The organism is Micromonospora phytophila, assembly GCF_023656545.1.
Lineage (GTDB): Bacteria > Actinomycetota > Actinomycetes > Mycobacteriales > Micromonosporaceae > Micromonospora > Micromonospora phytophila.
On sequence record NZ_JAMOKF010000103.1, the window covers coordinates 1 to 15,750 of the forward strand.

General features: G+C 72.4%; 14 protein-coding genes. 11 read left to right on the forward strand and 3 right to left on the reverse strand.

Annotation, left to right across the window (positions count from 1 at the left end; genetic code table 11):
- On the reverse strand, window positions 1–1,684 hold a 1,684-nt coding region (locus tag NCC78_RS14880; RefSeq protein WP_372495138.1), incomplete at its 3' end, for a HelD family protein.
- A gap of 389 nt (window positions 1,685–2,073) precedes the next feature.
- Here NCC78_RS14880 and NCC78_RS14885 point away from each other — a divergent pair.
- Genes NCC78_RS14885 through NCC78_RS14895 form a run of 3 tightly spaced genes read left to right on the forward strand, consistent with a single transcriptional unit; the run spans window position 2,074 to window position 5,051 of the window.
- A complete protein-coding gene (locus tag NCC78_RS14885; protein WP_250795120.1) occupies window positions 2,074–2,655 on the forward strand; it encodes an ArsR/SmtB family transcription factor in 582 nt (193 codons plus the stop codon).
- A gap of 44 nt (window positions 2,656–2,699) precedes the next feature.
- Window positions 2,700–4,166: an MFS transporter gene (locus NCC78_RS14890; RefSeq protein ID WP_250795121.1), complete on the forward strand. Its 1,467-nt coding sequence runs from the start codon at window positions 2,700–2,702 to the stop codon at window positions 4,164–4,166.
- 33 nt (window positions 4,167–4,199) lie between these two features.
- Window positions 4,200–5,051 carry a menaquinone biosynthetic enzyme MqnA/MqnD family protein gene (locus tag NCC78_RS14895; protein ID WP_250795123.1) on the forward strand — a complete coding sequence of 284 codons (852 nt, stop codon included), beginning with the start codon at window positions 4,200–4,202 and terminating at the stop codon, window positions 5,049–5,051.
- Window positions 5,052–5,177: 126 nt separating this feature from the next.
- Here the strand turns inward: NCC78_RS14895 and NCC78_RS14900 are convergent, their stop codons facing one another.
- Both NCC78_RS14900 and NCC78_RS14905 read right to left on the reverse strand, forming a co-directional pair.
- Window positions 5,178–6,137, reverse strand: a complete 960-nt coding sequence (locus NCC78_RS14900; protein WP_250795124.1) for a serine hydrolase — start codon at window positions 6,135–6,137, stop codon at window positions 5,178–5,180.
- Entirely contained in the window at window positions 6,137–7,093 is a 957-nt protein-coding gene (locus NCC78_RS14905; protein ID WP_250795125.1) for a hypothetical protein, read from the reverse strand. Before NCC78_RS14905 ends, NCC78_RS14900 begins: the two co-directional genes overlap by 1 nt.
- Window positions 7,094–7,446: 353 nt before the next feature.
- Between NCC78_RS14905 and paaA the strand changes: the two genes are divergently transcribed.
- The 8 genes from paaA (at window position 7,447) to NCC78_RS14945 (ending at window position 15,696) form a co-directional block, all read left to right on the forward strand.
- Window positions 7,447–8,514, forward strand: a complete 1,068-nt coding sequence (gene paaA / locus NCC78_RS14910) for a 1,2-phenylacetyl-CoA epoxidase subunit PaaA (protein WP_250795126.1) — start codon at window positions 7,447–7,449, stop codon at window positions 8,512–8,514.
- Window positions 8,511–8,831 (forward strand): 1,2-phenylacetyl-CoA epoxidase subunit PaaB, encoded by a 321-nt coding sequence (paaB, locus tag NCC78_RS14915; RefSeq protein WP_250795127.1) that lies wholly within the window; start codon window positions 8,511–8,513, stop codon window positions 8,829–8,831. The genes paaA and paaB overlap by 4 nt, the downstream gene beginning before the upstream one ends.
- Entirely contained in the window at window positions 8,828–9,553 is a 726-nt protein-coding gene (gene paaC, locus NCC78_RS14920; protein WP_250795128.1) for a 1,2-phenylacetyl-CoA epoxidase subunit PaaC, read from the forward strand. Before paaB ends, paaC begins: the two co-directional genes overlap by 4 nt.
- Window positions 9,550–10,026: a 1,2-phenylacetyl-CoA epoxidase subunit PaaD gene (paaD, locus tag NCC78_RS14925; RefSeq protein WP_250795129.1), complete on the forward strand. Its 477-nt coding sequence runs from the start codon at window positions 9,550–9,552 to the stop codon at window positions 10,024–10,026. The genes paaC and paaD overlap by 4 nt, the downstream gene beginning before the upstream one ends.
- The gene (gene paaE, locus NCC78_RS14930) at window positions 10,023–11,132 is read left to right on the forward strand and encodes a 1,2-phenylacetyl-CoA epoxidase subunit PaaE (RefSeq protein WP_250795131.1); all 1,110 of its coding nucleotides are present in this window, start codon (window positions 10,023–10,025) and stop codon (window positions 11,130–11,132) included. Before paaD ends, paaE begins: the two co-directional genes overlap by 4 nt.
- Window positions 11,133–11,607: 475 nt before the next feature.
- Complete coding sequence (mqnC, locus tag NCC78_RS14935) at window positions 11,608–12,798, forward strand: cyclic dehypoxanthinyl futalosine synthase (RefSeq protein ID WP_250795132.1); 1,191 nt, start codon at window positions 11,608–11,610, stop codon at window positions 12,796–12,798.
- A 300-nt stretch (window positions 12,799–13,098) separates the two neighbouring features.
- Window positions 13,099–14,271, forward strand: a complete 1,173-nt coding sequence (locus NCC78_RS14940; RefSeq protein ID WP_250795133.1) for a hypothetical protein — start codon at window positions 13,099–13,101, stop codon at window positions 14,269–14,271.
- 201 nt (window positions 14,272–14,472) lie between these two features.
- Window positions 14,473–15,696 carry an LPXTG cell wall anchor domain-containing protein gene (locus tag NCC78_RS14945; protein WP_250795134.1) on the forward strand — a complete coding sequence of 408 codons (1,224 nt, stop codon included), beginning with the start codon at window positions 14,473–14,475 and terminating at the stop codon, window positions 15,694–15,696.
- Window positions 15,697–15,750 lie beyond the last annotated feature (54 nt).

A 15,750-nucleotide genomic window follows, 5' to 3' on the forward strand; every position in this document is an offset into this window, starting at 1 on the left:
CGGCGGCGGGCACCCGGAAACCGACCGTCAGCGGCACGACGACGGCGCCCGGCTTGCCCAGGTGACGCAGCGACTCCCGCCAGTCGGCGGCGGCCCACGGCGCGGTGCCCTGGGCCAGGTCGCCGAGGAGGGTGATCGAGCCGTGCTCGCTGCGCCGGGCGACGGCCCGGCACTGCATCGGGGAGAGATCCTGCGCCTCGTCGATCACCACGTGCCCGAAGCCCGCCGGCCGCTCCATCAGCCCGGCCGCCTCGTCGATGAGCACCGCGTCCGCCGCGGTCCACTTCGTCGCCTTCGGCGTCCGCCCGAGCTTCGTCCCGGTCGGCCCCGCGGTCCCGCTCACCAGCGCCTGCTCCTCGGCGGTGAGCAGCCCGTCGGCCGCCGCGGCGAGCCGGTCCCGCTCGGTGAGCAGCCGGTGCACCAGCCCGTCCGGGGTGAGCGCCGGCCACACCGCGTCCAGGAAGGCGGTGACCGGCTTCGACCTCCCCATCCGGCGCAGCCAGGCGTCGCCGGGGGATTCGGCGCGCCGCGCCTCGGCCTGCCGTTGCAGCAGGCCGACCACCCGCGCCCGGACCCGGTCGCGCCCGGTGCCGTACGGCAGTCCCTCCCGGCGGGTCTCGTCGACCACCCGGTGCAGCACCTCCAGCCCGATCCGCCACCGGAACGAGCCGTCGGAGACCACGATCGGCTCGGTCGGCTCGCCGATGTGCGCCGCGACCGCCCGGCGGAGCACCTCGGCCATCCGGACGTCGTGCTTGACCGTCGCGACCACCGGGTCCTCCACCGCCCGCACCGGCACCCCGGCGGCGAGGTCCTCCACGGTGGCCTGCGCGACCTCCACCTCGCCGAGTGCCGGCAGCACCGCCGCGATGTACGACAGGAAGGCCCGGTTCGGTCCGACGATCAGCACCCCGGAGCGCCGCAGCCGCTCCCGGTGCAGGTAGAGCAGGTACGCGGCCCGGTGCAGGCCGACCGCCGTCTTGCCGGTGCCCGGCGCGCCCTGCACGCAGATCGAGTCGGCCAGGTCGGCCCGGACCAGCTCGTCCTGCTCGGGCTGGATGGTGGCGACGATGTCGCGCATCGGCCCGACGCGCGGTCGCTCGATCTCGGCGGTGAGGATGCGGCTGGCCGTGCCGAGTTCCTCGCCCCGGTCGAGGTGCTCGTCCTCGAAGCTGGTCAGCGCGCCGTTGCTGAACCCGAAGCGCCGCCGGACCGCCACGCCCTGCGGGTCGCGGGCGCTGGCCCGGTAGAACGACCGGGAGACCGGGGCCCGCCAGTCCAGCACCAGCGGCTCGCCCCGCTCGTCGGTGACGTGCCGCCGCCCGACGTGGTACCGCCGCCCGGCGTGGTCGGCGTACGCGTCGTCCCCACCGCCGGGCCGGCCGTCGGCGGCGGCGCCGCTGTGCGGGTTGTCGGCGCTTGCGCCGAAGTCGAGGCGGCCGAAGAAGAGCGGCGTGTTCGGGTCGTCGGCGAGTTCGGCCACCCGGCGGGCCAGCGTGCGGCCGAGCGTCTCGGCGGCGTACGCGTCGCCGGCCACCTGGTCGCCGGTGGCGAAGAGCGCCTCGGCGCGCTCCCGCATCCGGCCCAGCGCGGCTCGGGAGATGGCCAGATGCTCACGTTCGGTCGCGAGGTCCTGGTCGAGGTCGAGATCGAGTGCGGTCACGCTGATTCCCGTCGAGGTCATCTGCTGATCGCTCGCGTGTCCGGCAGGCGGATGGCCGACCTGCGGCGCGGGGACGTCCGTTCCGGTGCTGGTATCACCCTGGCCGTCAAGCGACCTGGAAGCCTACGCCTGACCGGCCGCCCGCTCCACCGAATTCTGCGCCAACGCCGCCACCATGCGACCGCATTGGAACACCTGTGCGGCACTCGGGCCGGGATCTGCCGGGATTGCGGACCACCGGCTGCGGCCGGGTCCCGGTCGGCGAGGTCGAACCCCTTGTCGCCGACCGTTCCGTCACGCCGTCCGACCCGCCCGGCGATCGGCGATGCGCGGACCGGCGGCCCGTGACCGGCGGACCGGTGACCGGCGGGGCGATGGCACCTGGCTCGACCGACCGGGATCATGGGGGGATGACGGAGCCGCGTCCCGAGCCGCGTCGGGTGACCATCAGCGATCCGCAGGTGATGCGGGCGCTGGCGCACCCGGCCCGGCTCGCGATCATGGAACACCTGAGTTCGTTGGAGGGTGGTGCGACCGCCACCGAGTGCGCGGAGATCGCCGGCCTTTCACCGAGTGCCACCAGCTACCATCTTCGGGCGTTGGCGAAGTTCGGCCTGATCGAGGAGGCGCCGAGCCGGGGGGACGCGCGGGAGCGGGTCTGGCGTTCGTTCAGCCCGTCCTACACGGTCGAGGCCGGGCGATCAGCCGGTTCGGAGGCGCGGGCGGCGGAGTTGGCGCTGGTGGAAGCGCACACCGCCCGGTTCGCTCAGCGAACCCGCGACTGGATGCGCCGGGCCCCCGACGAGCCGCCGGAGTGGTACGACGTGGCGTGGTTCAGTGACACCCTTCTACTGCTCACGGCGGAGGAGTTGGCGACGTTGAACGTGGCGGTGAAGGACCTGCTCGATCCCTACCGGCGGAGGGCGCGGTCCTCGCCGCCCGCCGGTGCGCGCACGGTCGCCGTGCAGTACCGGGCGGTGCCCATCGACTGAGGGGAGGGGTTGAAGGCCCAGGCGTGAAGGACTATTTTCGAAGTATGTCTTTCACATCCGCCTCGACGCGCTGGGCTGACGTCTGGTTCGCCACCGCGGCCCGGGGCATCTCCAGCTGTGGAGACTTCCTGGCGGCCAGTGCGTTGACCCTGGCGCTGCAGTCCGCCGGTGCGGGTGGACTGGCGGTCTCCGGGCTCCTCCTCGCCGCCACCCTGCCGCTGGTGGCGCTCGCGCCGCTGACCGGCCGGCTCGCCGACCGGGTCGACAGCCGGCACCTGCTGGTCGGCGCCGGGCTGACTCAGGCCGGGATCTGCCTGGCGCTCGCGTACGCCGATCATCCCGTGGTGGTGATCGGCCTGGTCGCGCTGCTCTCGGCCGGCCTGGCGGTCACCCAGCCCGTCCTCTCCGCGTTGGTGCCGGCGATGGTCCGTAGCGAGGACCTGCCCCGGGCAAGCGCGCTCAACCAGACGGCCGGCACGCTTGGAGCACTCGCCGGCCCCGCGCTGGCCGGGCTGCTGGTGGGCGAGTTCGGCGCCCGCCTGCCGCTGCTGATCGACGCGGGCAGCTACCTCGCCCTGGTCGCCGCCGGGCTGCTCATCCGTACCCGACGAGGCGGCGTCCGTCCCGCCGATCCTGCGCTGACCGGCGGCGACACCACCGGTCGACGCGTGGACCCGGCGGCCGACGGTGGTACGGCGGCCGGCGGAGCGTCGCCCGGGAGGGACTGGCGACTGCGCCGGGATCCGCTGCTCGTGGCGATGGTGGCCACGCTCGCCGGGGTGATCGGCGCGGTCGGGGCGATCAACGTGGTCGAGGTGTTCTTCATCCGGGAGACGCTGGGCAGCACCACCACGGTGTACGGGCTGGTCACCGGGGCCTGGACGCTGGGCATCCTGATCGGGGCGTGGATCTTCGCCCGGCTGGCGCGACGGTTCGCCGACGATGGCGCGCTGCTCGGGGCCGGCCTGGCGCTGCTCGGCGGGTGCTGCCTGATGGTCCTGGTGTCGGCGGCGGTGCCGTCAGCGCTGCTGCTCGTGCCGATCTGGCTGGTCGGCGGGGTGGCTAACGGCGGCGACAACGTCTTCAACAACCTGCTGCTGGCCCGCCGGGTTCCCGAGGCCGCCCGAGGGCGGGCGTACGCCGTCTTCGGAGCGGCGGTCCAGGGCGCCGCGATGGTCGGATATCTGGTCGGCGGCCTGCTGCTGGCGGTCGCCGAGCCCCGGCCGCTGGTGGCCACCTGCGGGGTGGCCGGCGTGCTGGTGGTGGCCGGATTCGCCGTTCCGCTCCGCCGCGCGGTCCGCGCGGAACGGGCGGCGGTCCGCCGGGCGACGGTGACCGGGAAGCCGGTGGACGAGGAGTGGACCGCGGCCGGCCGGTCGGGGACGACGACGCGACCGACGGAAGGGCGGTGGACGGACGAGCCGGGAGCGGATGTCGGATCGACCGGGCCGGGACGGGTGGATCCGCGGTCGCCCGGTGCGGGATTGGCCACTGGGAGGTCGGCTCGCTGAACCCCGGTCGGGCACCGGCGATACCGTCGGGGCATGGTTGAGCGCATCGCACGCCCCCGGGTCGGACACATCCAGTTCCTGAACTGCCTGCCGATCTACTGGGGTCTGATGCGTTCCGGCGCCCTCATCGACGTCGACCTGCACAAGGACTCGCCGGACCGGCTCAGCGCCGCCCTGGTCGCCGGCGACCTCGACATCGGCCCGATCTCGCACGTGGAGTACCTGCGCCACGCCGACGAGTTGCTGCTCCTGCCCGACCTGGCGGTCGGCAGCGACGGCCCGGTGCTCTCGGTCAACATCGTCTCCACCCGGCCGCTGGCCGACCTCGGCCACGGCAAGGTGGCGCTCGGCTCGACGTCGCGTACCGGGGTGCTGCTGGCCCAGCTGCTGCTCGCCGAGCGTTACGGGGTGAACCCGGAGTACTTCCGCTGCCCGCCGGACCTGACCCAGATGCTGCTGGAGGCCGACGCCGGGGTGCTGATCGGCGACGTGGCGCTGCGCGCCCTCTACGAGGCTCCGCGCCGGGGCCTGGAGGTCACCGACCTCGGGCAGGCCTGGCGGGAGTGGACCGGGCTGCCGATGGTCTTCGCCGTCTGGGCGGTACGCCGGGACTTCGCCGCCGCCCACCCGGGCCTGGTCAAGGAGGTGCACGAGGCGTTCCTGCGCTCCCGTGACCTGTGCCTGGCCGAGCTGGACCAGGTCGCGGAGGCGGCCGCGCGGTGGGAGCCGTTCGACGCGGCGACCCTGGCCTCGTACTTCCGGGTGCTGGACTTCTCCCTCGGCGACCGTCAGGTGGCCGGCGTGCGCGAGTTCGCCCGCCGGGCCGCCGCGATCGGCGCCGCCCCCGCCCTCCCCGCATCTGGCCCCGACTTCTTCACGGGCTGACCCCACCCGACACCCGCGACGATCATGCACTTGTGGTGGGCGGTGGGTAGTGGTTCGCCCCTTTTGCGGGGCGCCACAACTGCATGATCGCCCGGGCGGGTGGGGGCGGGGCGGGGTGGGGGTGGGTCAGGGGGTGGTGCGGAGGAGGGCTGCGGTGATCTTCTGGCAGTTCTTCATGCCGTACTCGTAGCCCATGTTGATCGGGTAGCGGACCATCACGCCCATCGTCCAGGTGTCGCCGATGGCCAGGCAGTTGATGTGCATCTCCTGCTCCTTGTCCCGGTCGACCCAGCCGTTCTTGATCGCGATGGTCCCGCGCTCGGCGGCCGGGAACGCCTTGCGGATGCCGAAGTCGCCGGTCCCGCGCACCAGCCGCATCTCGCTGATCAGCCACTTGGTCCACTTCGGCCCGGCGGCGCGGCCGTCGGCGATGCACTGGCCCATCCGGGCGGTGTCCCGGGGCGAGAGCGCGGTGCGGCTCCACCCGCCGTCGGCGGCGACCTTGCTGTCGGTCAGCTTGCACATGGAGAGCAACCGCTTGATCGAGGCGGACCGGCCGACGGTGTTGTAGAACTGCTCGGCCCGGACGTTGTCGCTGTCCCGGATGATCCGGGTGGCGTCGGCGAGCTTCGCGTCGCTCGGCGTCTGCCCGGCGTCGGCGGCACGGCGCAGGTAGTCGGCGACGATCCAGGCCTTGATCAGGGAGGCGGTGGTGCTGGTCTCGGCCATGTTGTCCGAGCCGATGATCTCCCCGGTCCGGCGGTCCAGCACGCTCCAGGAGTACCAGCCCTCGATGTCCAGGTCGAGGTCCCGGGCCTCGAACGGCAGCGGCTCCGCCGCCGGGCTGGGGCTCGGCCGTGGTGCAGCCGTGGCCCGCGCGCTGCGGTCGGTCGGCGTGCCGGTGGCCCGGTCGGCGGGAGTGCCGGGCTCGCCCCACCTGGCGGCGGCCGTGGACTCGAACGGCGAGCCCGGCAGCAGCCGCAGGGACACGAGCACCAGCCCCACCAGGATCACCGCGACCGCGATCAGCCGGATCGGCGAGGACTCGTCGCCACCGGAGCGGTTCGTCCGCCGGCTACCGGCCATCAGAGCTTCCCGACCGGCTGCTGCGGCACCTTGAGGGCGGCGCCGGGCTGCGGGGCCACCAGTTGGGTGGCGACGCTCGCGCAGACCTTCGCGCCGTAGTCGAGCCCGCTCTTCTGCGGATAGCGGAGCATCACCGCGAGGCTCCACCTGTCGGTCACCGCGAGACAGTTCACGTGCCAGTTCCCGTCGTAGTTGAGCGGGGTCCAGCCGTTCTTGATGCTGACCGGGCCCTGACTGGTGATCGAGGCGGGCAGCCCGTCGATGATCCCCCAGCGGCCGCCGCCGGAACGCGCCTTCTGGTCCTTGGCGGCCGCGCTGCCCCGGACCTTGGACATCTCGTCCAGCAGGTACGGCGTCCACTTCTGGCCGGCGGCCGTGCCGTCGGCGATGCAGTCGGCGAGCCGGACGGCGTCGCGCGGGGACATCCGGGTGAAGCTCCACCACCCGACGAAGCCGGGCACGTTGCCCGGCTTGGTGTCGGTGAGCTTGCAGATGCCGGTCATCCGCTTGATCGTGGCGGCCTTGCCGACCGCCGCGTAGAGCTTGTTGGCCGAGTCGTCGTTGCTGTCCCGGATCGCGGTGCTGATCTGCTTCTTCCGCTCGGGGGTCAACGCCTTGTCACCGAGCAGTCGCAAGTAGTCGGCGGCGAACCAGGCCTTGATCATCGACTCGGTGGAGCTGGTCGCGGCCAGGTTCTTCGAGCCGGAGATCTCGCCGGTCTCCCGGTCCATCAGGGCCCACGCGAGGAACTCGCCCCTGAAGGTCAGCGAGACCGGGCCGGCGGCCAGGGTCGGTGGCGGCGGCGGGGTCGGCGCGGGCGCCGCGACGCTGCTGCCGCCGCCTCCGCCGCTCGCGGCCTCGTCGCTGGCGAGCCGGGCGTACGCGGCCGGGACGAGCAGGCCGCCACCGAGGAGGACCGCCGCGACGGCGAGCACCATGGTCACGCGGGATCGCATGAGTGGGTGAGCTCCAGATGTCAGGGCCGGGGGGCCGGCTGTTGTCCGGACGGATCGGCGGACCGCCGAGGCCGGGGGAGTGGCCTCTGCTTAGGCGATCGTCGGCAGCCGACGGTGTGACGGGGGAAGTCTACGTCCGGATCGGCGGCGCGCCAGAACCCGACACCTGGCAACTTGCCATGAAGGCGGGACATCGGACCGTTGTGCGGCTCTTGGGGGGATTCATCTTGTCTTAGTGACCCAAGTCATAGCCGGCGGGGCCACCCGGTGCGCCCGTCGCATCACCCAGGGTGGCAGGGGAATCCTGTTACACCCTCTGGCGCGAAGAAGCCTCAGCTGTAACACTTGACCTCATGTATGGCAACGACTTCTCCGCCGAGGACGCACCCGGCGGTGGCCTGCTCGGCGAGGTCGAGGCGGCGGAGGCGGCGCTGCGGGAGGCCGCCGAGCGGGGGCGGCGCGCCGACGCGCCCGGCCCGGACGCGGACCTCGCGGGATACTTCGCCGAGGTCATCGACGCCGACCAGAAGATCGAGCCGCGTGACTGGATGCCCGAGGCGTACCGGAAGACGCTGATCCGGCAGATCGCCCAGCACGCCCACTCCGAGATCATCGGCATGCAGCCCGAGGGGAACTGGATCAGCCGCGCGCCCTCGCTGAAGCGCAAGGCGATCCTGCTGGCCAAGGTGCAGGACGAGGCCGGTCACGGCCTCTACCTCTACGCCGCCGCCGAGACCCTGGGGATCAGCCGCGACGAGTTGGTGCGGCTGCTGCTCGAAGGCCGGCAGAAGTACAGCTCGATCTTCAACTACCCGACCCTGACCTGGGCCGACGTGGGCGCGATCGGCTGGCTGGTGGACGGCGCCGCCATCGTCAACCAGGTGCCCCTCTGCCGCTGCTCCTACGGGCCGTACGCCCGGGCGATGATCCGGGTCTGCAAGGAGGAGTCCTTCCACCAGCGGCAGGGCTACGAGATCCTGCACACCCTCGCCCACGGCACCCCGGAGCAGAAGGCGATGGCCCAGGACTCGGTCGACCGCTGGTGGTACCCGTCGCTGGCGATGTTCGGCCCGCCGGACGGAGACTCGACCCACTCGGCGCAGTCGATGGCCTGGAAGATCAAGCGCTTCTCCAACGACGAGCTGCGCCAGCGCTTCGTGGACATGTGCGTGCAGCAGGCCGAGATCCTCGACCTCACCCTCCCCGACCCCGACCTGCGCTGGAACGACGAACGGCAGGCGTACGACTACACCCAGCCCGACTACGACGAGCTGATGCAGGTGATCAAGGGCAACGGGCCGTGCAACCGGCAGCGGATGGAGCACCGCCGCCGCGCCCACACCGAGGGCGCCTGGGTACGCGAGGCCGCCGCGGCGTACGCCGCCAAGCGGGCGGAGCAGAAGGAGAAGGTGGCGGCGTGAGCGAGCGTAGCGAGCGAACCGATCGGCTCAGCGTGACCGAGCATTCTCCTCTCTGGGAGGTCTTCGTGCGGGCCCGGCGCGGGCTGTCGCACACCCACGTCGGCAGTTTGCACGCCCCCGACGCCGAGCTGGCCCTGCGCAACGCCCGGGACCTCTACACCCGTCGCCAGGAGGGCGTCTCCATCTGGGTGGTGCCGGCCGCCGCGATCACCGCGTCCAGCCCGGACGAGAAGGACGCCTTCTTCGACCCGGCCGCCGACAAGGTCTACCGCCACCCCACCTTCTACGACGTGCCGGACGGGGTGTCCCACCTGTGAACGGCCCCTTCGACTTCACCCTCTCCCTCGGCGACGACGCGCTGATCGCGGCGCAGCGACTCGGCGAGTGGGCCACCCGCGCGCCCGAGATGGAAGAGGACATCGCGCTGGCCAACATCGCCCTCGACCAGCTCGGCGCGGCCCGGCTGCTGCTGTCGTACGCGGGCGAGCTGGAGGGCGCCGGCCGGGACGAGGACGCGCTGGCGTACCTGCGCGACGACCGCCAGTTCCGCAACTGCCTCCTGGTCGAGCTGCCCAACGGCGACTTCGCGGTGACCATGGCGAAGCTGCTCTTCCTGTCGGCGTACCAGCTGCCGCTCTACAGCGCGCTGACCGGCTGCGCCGACGAGCGGCTGGCCGCGATCGGCGGCAAGACGCGCAAGGAGTCCGCGTACCACCTGGACCACGCCTCGCTCTGGGTTCGGCGGCTCGGCGACGGCACCGACGAGTCGCACCGGCGCATGCAGGACGCCGTCGACCAGGTCTGGCCGTACGTGCACGAGCTCTTCACGGCGGACCCGGCGGCGCCGGTCGACCCGGCCACCCTGCGGGCCGACTTCGACACCCGGGTGACCGCCGTGCTGGACGAGGCCACCCTGACCCGGCCAACGGACGGCTGGGCGCCGGCCGGTGGGCGCGACGGCGTGCACACCGAACACCTGTCGTTCCTGCTCGCCGAGATGCAGGTGCTGCACCGGGCGCACCCCGGGGCGCAGTGGTGACCGAGCCCAGGGCGGCCGTGGCGGCGGTGGTGGACCCGGAGATCCGGGTCGTCACCATCGACGAGCTCGGCATCCTGCGGGCGGTCGACGAGGACCCGGCCACCGGCCGGGTGGTCGTGACCATCACCCCCACCTACACCGGCTGCCCGGCGATGGACGTGATCCGCGCCGACATCCGCCGCGCGCTGGCCGTCGCCGGCCACCCCGACGCCGAGGTCCGCACGGTCTACAGCCCGGCCTGGAGCACCGACTGGATCTCCGACAGCGGCCGGGCCAAGCTCGCCGCCGCCGGCATCGCCCCACCGGCGCCGGTCCGTGCCGGCACCGTCGTGCCGCTGACCCTCGCCGTGCGCTGCCCGCGCTGCGGTTCCCCCGAGACCGAGCAGGTCAGCCGGTTCGGCTCCACCGCCTGCAAGTCGCTCTGGCGCTGCCGCTCCTGCTCCGAACCCTTCGACCACCTGAAGGCGCTGTGACTGTCACCATCACCCGCCCGGTCCGTCGCCGGCCGGTCTTCCACCCGCTGAACGTCGCCGCCGTCGACCGGCTCACCGACGACTCCGTGGCGATCACCTTTGCCGTGCCGGCGGAGCTGCGGGACATTTTCGCGTTCCGCGCCGGCCAGCACCTCACCGTCCGCCGGGAGGGGGAGGCCGGGGAGGACGTGCGCCGGTCGTACTCCATCTGCTCCACCCCGGAGGAGCTGGCCCGGCACGGCCGGCTGCGCATCGGCGTGCGGGAGATCCCCGGCGGCGCCTTCTCCGCGTTCGCCTGCGGGGCGCTGCGCGGGGGCGACACCGTGCAGGTGCTGCCGCCGCTCGGGCACTTCACCACGGCGTTCGCGCCGGATCGGGTGCGCCACTACGGCGCGGTGGTCGCCGGCTCGGGCATCACCCCGGTGCTGGGCCTGGTCGCGACCGCCCTGGCCGTCGAGCCGGCCAGTACCTTCACCCTGGTGTACGGCAACCGCACGGCGAACACGGTGATGTTCGCCGAGGAACTGGCCGACCTGAAGGACCGGTACCCGACCCGGCTGCACCTGGTGCACGTGCTCTCCCGGGAGCAGGGCGAGTCGCCGCTGCTGTCGGGGCGCATCGACGCCGAGCGGCTGGGCCGGCTGCTGGAGACCATCGTGCCGGGCGACGCCATCGAGGAGTGGTTCCTCTGCGGCCCGTACCAGATGGTGGTGGACGCCCGGGAGGTGCTGACCGGGCGGGGCCTGCCGGAGTCGGCGGTGCACACGGAGCTGTTCCACGTCGACGCCCCGCCGGAGCCGGTGCGCCGGCCGGGCGACGAGCCCGGTGCCGGCGCCGAGGTGACGATCGTGCTGGACGGGCGCTCGTCCCGCTTCACGATGGGGCGCGACGAGCGGGTGCTGGACGCGGCGCTCAAGGTTCGCGCCGAACTGCCGTACGCCTGCAAGGGCGGGGTCTGCTCCACCTGCAAGGCCAAGGTCGTCTCCGGCGAGGTCACGATGGCCCGCAACTACGCCCTGGAGCCCGACGAGATCGCCGCCGGCTACGTCCTCACCTGCCAGTCCAGCCCGACCACCGACACGGTCACCGTCGACTACGACGCCTGACCGCGGGGCGTCCGATCGGCGGCTGCCGGTCGGGTCGTCGCCACCGCCCGCTTGGCTACCCGAACCCCGGCACGAGGGGCTACCCGTCGTGACCCCGGCACGAGGGGCCACCCGTCGTGACCCCGGCACGAGGGGCCACCCGTCGTGACCCCGGCACGAGGGCCAGCTGGCTGACGCTGTGTGAGTGGTCGCGGATGGCCCGGCGAGTTCCGGTCCATCCTTTGCTCTGCACCCGCGGACGCACCACACCGCTGCGCTGGCTTTTCCGACGGTCTTGCGCGCGGCCCCGCCAGACCGACGGTCACGTTGTGTCACCGGTGCGTATCCAGGTGCAGAGCAAAGGGGGCGGACCGGCGGATCGGGCGTCGACACGGACCACCGGCGGCCAGCGATTCGGCCACGTCGCCGGAGGACGAGGTCACACCGGGGTGACCGGACTCCGCCGGAGCTGACCGGCCGACGTAGGCTCGGAGGCGTGACGGTGAGCCGGGACATCGACGACATCCTGCAGCGCGGCGCGGACGGCGGGCGGATCACGCCCGAGGAGGCCCTGCTGCTCTACACCGAGGCGCCCTTCCACGCCCTAGGCGAGGCGGCCGACGCGGTACGCCGGCGGCGCTACCCGGACAACATCGTCACGTACCTGATCGACCGCAACATCAACTACACCAACGTCTGCGTGACCGCGTGCAAGTTCTGCGCCTTCTACCGGGCGCCGAAGCACAAGGAAGGCTGGACCCACCCGACCGAGGAGATCCTGCGCCGCTGCGGCGAGGCGGTCGAGCTGGGCGCCACCCAGGTCATGCTCCAGGGCGGGCACCACCCGGACTACGGGGTGGAGTACTACGAGGAGCTCTTCTCCTCGGTGAAGAACGCCTACCCGCAGCTCGCCATCCACTCCATCGGCCCGAGCGAGATCCTGCACATGGCCAAGGTCTCCGGCGTCAGCCTGGACGAGGCGATCGCCCGGATCAAGACTGCCGGGCTCGACTCCATCGCGGGTGCCGGTGCGGAGATGCTGCCCGAGCGGCCCCGCAGGGCGATCGCGCCGCTGAAGGAGTCGGGTGAGCGCTGGCTGGAGGTCATGGAGCTGGCCCACCGGCAGGGCGTCGAGTCGACCGCGACGATGATGATGGGCACCGGCGAGACCGCCGCCGAGCGGATCGAGCACCTGCGCATGATCCGCGACGTGCAGGACCGCACGAAGGGCTTCCGGTCCTTCATCCCGTGGACCTACCAGCCGGAGAACAACCACCTCAAGGGCCGCACCCAGGCGACCACGCTGGAATACCTGCGGCTGGTCGCGGTGGCCCGGCTCTTCTTCGAGACCGTGCCGCACCTGCAGGCGTCCTGGCTGACCACCGGCAAGGACGTCGGGCAGCTCGCCCTGCACATGGGCGTGGACGACCTCGGCTCGATCATGCTGGAGGAGAACGTCATCTCCTCCGCCGGCGCGCGGCACCGCTCCAACCTGCACGAGCTGATCGGCATGATCCGCTCCGCGGGCCGCATCCCCGCCCAGCGGGACACCCTCTACCGCCGGCTCGCGGTGCACCACACCCCGGCCGACGACCCGACCGACGAGCGCGTCGTCTCACACTTCTCCTCGATCGCCATCCCCGGTGGCGGTGCCGGGAAGTCCCTCCCGCTGGTCGACGCCCGCTGACCCTCGGGCGACCCGACGACCGCCCGGTGTGGATGTCCGTTGCACCGTGGGTGACGCTCGCCGTGGCGTGGTGACTCGGCCGAACGCATGACCGTCGTCGGCCGGACGGGCGGACTCTGCGCCACGGCCACCGGACCAGGTAGCGAGCGAACACCCACAACCGGTGTCAATGCGGACAAGCCTTAGCCAATCCTTAACCCCGCAGTCCACGGTGGTCGCGCATGGGGTATGGCGCGGGTGATCGGCAACCGATAGCCTCCGCGAGGTCCATCCATGAACCATCACACGGGGGCATCTCGCATGAACGTACGTAGCCGGGCTTCGGTCCGGATCGGGGCGGCGACGCTGCTCGCGGCCGGCGCGGTCGCGCTGGCCGGCGCTCCGGCCCAGGCCGCCGACACCCAGGCCGACCTGGAGCTCACGGTCGCCGGCACCAGGCTGGCCGAGGGCGTCGAGGGCAAGATCGGCTTCATGAAGGTCAAGAACAACGGCCCGGGTACGCCGAGCGCCCTCACGGTCGGCGTCGACCTGGCCGGCCTCTACGACGAGCGGATCTGGAGCCTCCCGCTCGGCGAGGACTGCAAGGGCGACGACGTCTCCTCGGTGGTGTGTCAGGTGCCGGCGGCGCAGATCCCGGGTCCGGGCGAGACGCTGGAGTTCCCGGTCGTCACCATCAAGGACGCGGGCGGCGTCGACGGCGGCGAGACCTCCATCGGCTTCTTCCTCAAGTCGCCGGACGACACGACCCCGGACAACAACCGGAAGGTCGTGAAGCTGGAGTTCGAAGGCGAGCCGGGCGTCGACCTCGGCGTGATCGCGCCGGACGTCAAGACCAGGCTCACCCCCGGCGGCGGCGAGTCGCCGGAGCAGGCCCCGCTGCACCCGGGTGACCAGGGCCTCTTCGTCGGCGAGATCGTCAACCAGGGCGACACCGTCGCCAAGGGCATCGAGTTCAAGGTCCAGCTGCCGAAGAACGTCACCTTCACCGAGCAGTACGAGGGCTGCGAGTACTCCGCCGACAAGCGCACCGCGACCTGCGCCGACGAGGGTTTCCTGATGGGGGCGGACGTCGGGGCTCTGATCACCTTCCCGATCGAGGTGGCGGCCGGCGTCAAGGCGCCGGTTGCCCTGCCGGACGGCTCGCTGAGCGCCGACGCCCTCGGCGTCGCGCCGGCCGGCACCCCGGTGCCCGAAGCGGCCCGCAAGAGCGCGATCGAGAACGTCCGGGTGTTGGCCAAGGGTGAGCGCGTCGTCGACGTGGACCCGTCGGACAACGTGGACGGCTTCGCGGTCATCGTGGCCGCCAAGGGCGGTGCCGGTGGCGGCGGTGGCCTGCCGGTCACCGGTCCGCAGGCCGGCCTGATCGGCGGCATCGGGGTGGCCGTGCTGGGTGCGGGTGCCGCGATGTTCCTGGTCGCGCGGCGGCGTCGGGTCGTCCTGGTGACGCCGGGCGACGAGAGGCCGACGGCCTGAGGTTTGTCCTCCATCGACCCGCGAGGGTCGTTCACATAACGCACGGCAGTGGGGGCGGGATGGGTGACCATCCCGCCCCCACTGTCCATCCGGGTGGGTTGTACGGAGGAAACCACTCGCTCATGCTGGCCTTACGCATCGACCTCCGATAACGTCCGCTCGGTTCCGCAACCATCCACACTCCCTAACCCCGGGGGATCGATGACACTGTTCCACCGCTCCACCCTGGCCCGTGCCGGTGTCGTGGCGCTGCTCGCCGCGGGTGGCCTGGCCACCGTCGCCGCACCGGCGCACGCCGCCGACCAGGCGGACCTGCGACTGATCCCGCTCAGCTACGAGTTGGCCAAGGGCGTCAAGGAGGCCAAGGCCAAGCCGTTCAAGTTCCAGGTCGACAACACCCGCAGCGCTGTCGACGCCACCGACGTCCGGGTCACCGTCGAGACCAGTGGCCTCAAGGACCGCAAGGTCGGCGTCGTCGTCCCCGACGGCTGCGAGGTCGAGGGCACCACGTTCAGCTGCCTGCTCGGCGACCTGGCCGGCGGCACCACCGAGGACTTCGGCATCCCGCTCTTCTCCACCGGCGGGCGCGGCGACGCCGGCACGCTCGTCGTCACCATCAGCTCGGCCACCGCCGACCCGGATCTCGATGACAACACGGTCGAGCACGACATCACCGTCGCCAAGCCCGGCTACGACCTCACCACCTGGGTGCAGGACGTGTACGCCGACGTGGCGGTCGACGGCGACGAGGCCGGCGAGTCGGGTCTCACCCCGGTCAAGCCGGGTGACACCGCGCCGCTGGACTGGGCGGTGTACAACGACGGCAGCCGCCGGGCGACCGGCATCGCGTACGGCATCACGCTGCCGGCCGGCGTCACCTTCGCCGAGCTGCCCGAGGGCTGCGTCACGCAGGAGCTGGGCGGCCTCGCCCAGGCGTACTGCGAGGACGCCGGCGCGATCCTCAAGCCCGGGCAGTTCTACGCGGCCGACGTGCGGGTCAAGGTCGGCGCGGGCGTGACCGAGGCGGTGCTCCGCCCCGGCTTCCTCTTCGCCGCCGGCTTGGACGGAGCCGAGGGGCAGCCGGAGGAGCAGCCGCAGTCCGCCACCGCCGCCCAGCGCAAGACCTTCACCGAGGTCGACGAGGTCGACAACACCGCGCAGTTCGACGTCTTCGTCCAACTGGGCACTCAGCCGACCCCGACCCCGACCGGGCAGCCGACCGCGACCCCGACGGCCGCGCCGACCACGACCCCGGGCACCGGCGGTGACGGTGGTGGCGGTGGCCTGCCGGTTACCGGCGTGCAGGCCGGGCTCATCGGTGGCATCGGCGCGGCCGTGCTGCTGGCCGGTGGCGCGCTGCTGCTGCTCAGCCGCCGGCGCAAGGTGGTCCTGGTGACCCCCGGCGACGAGACGTCGACCGACTGACGGCACGACGCGAAAGGGCGGGATGGGCGACCATCCCGCCCTTTCGCGTACCCA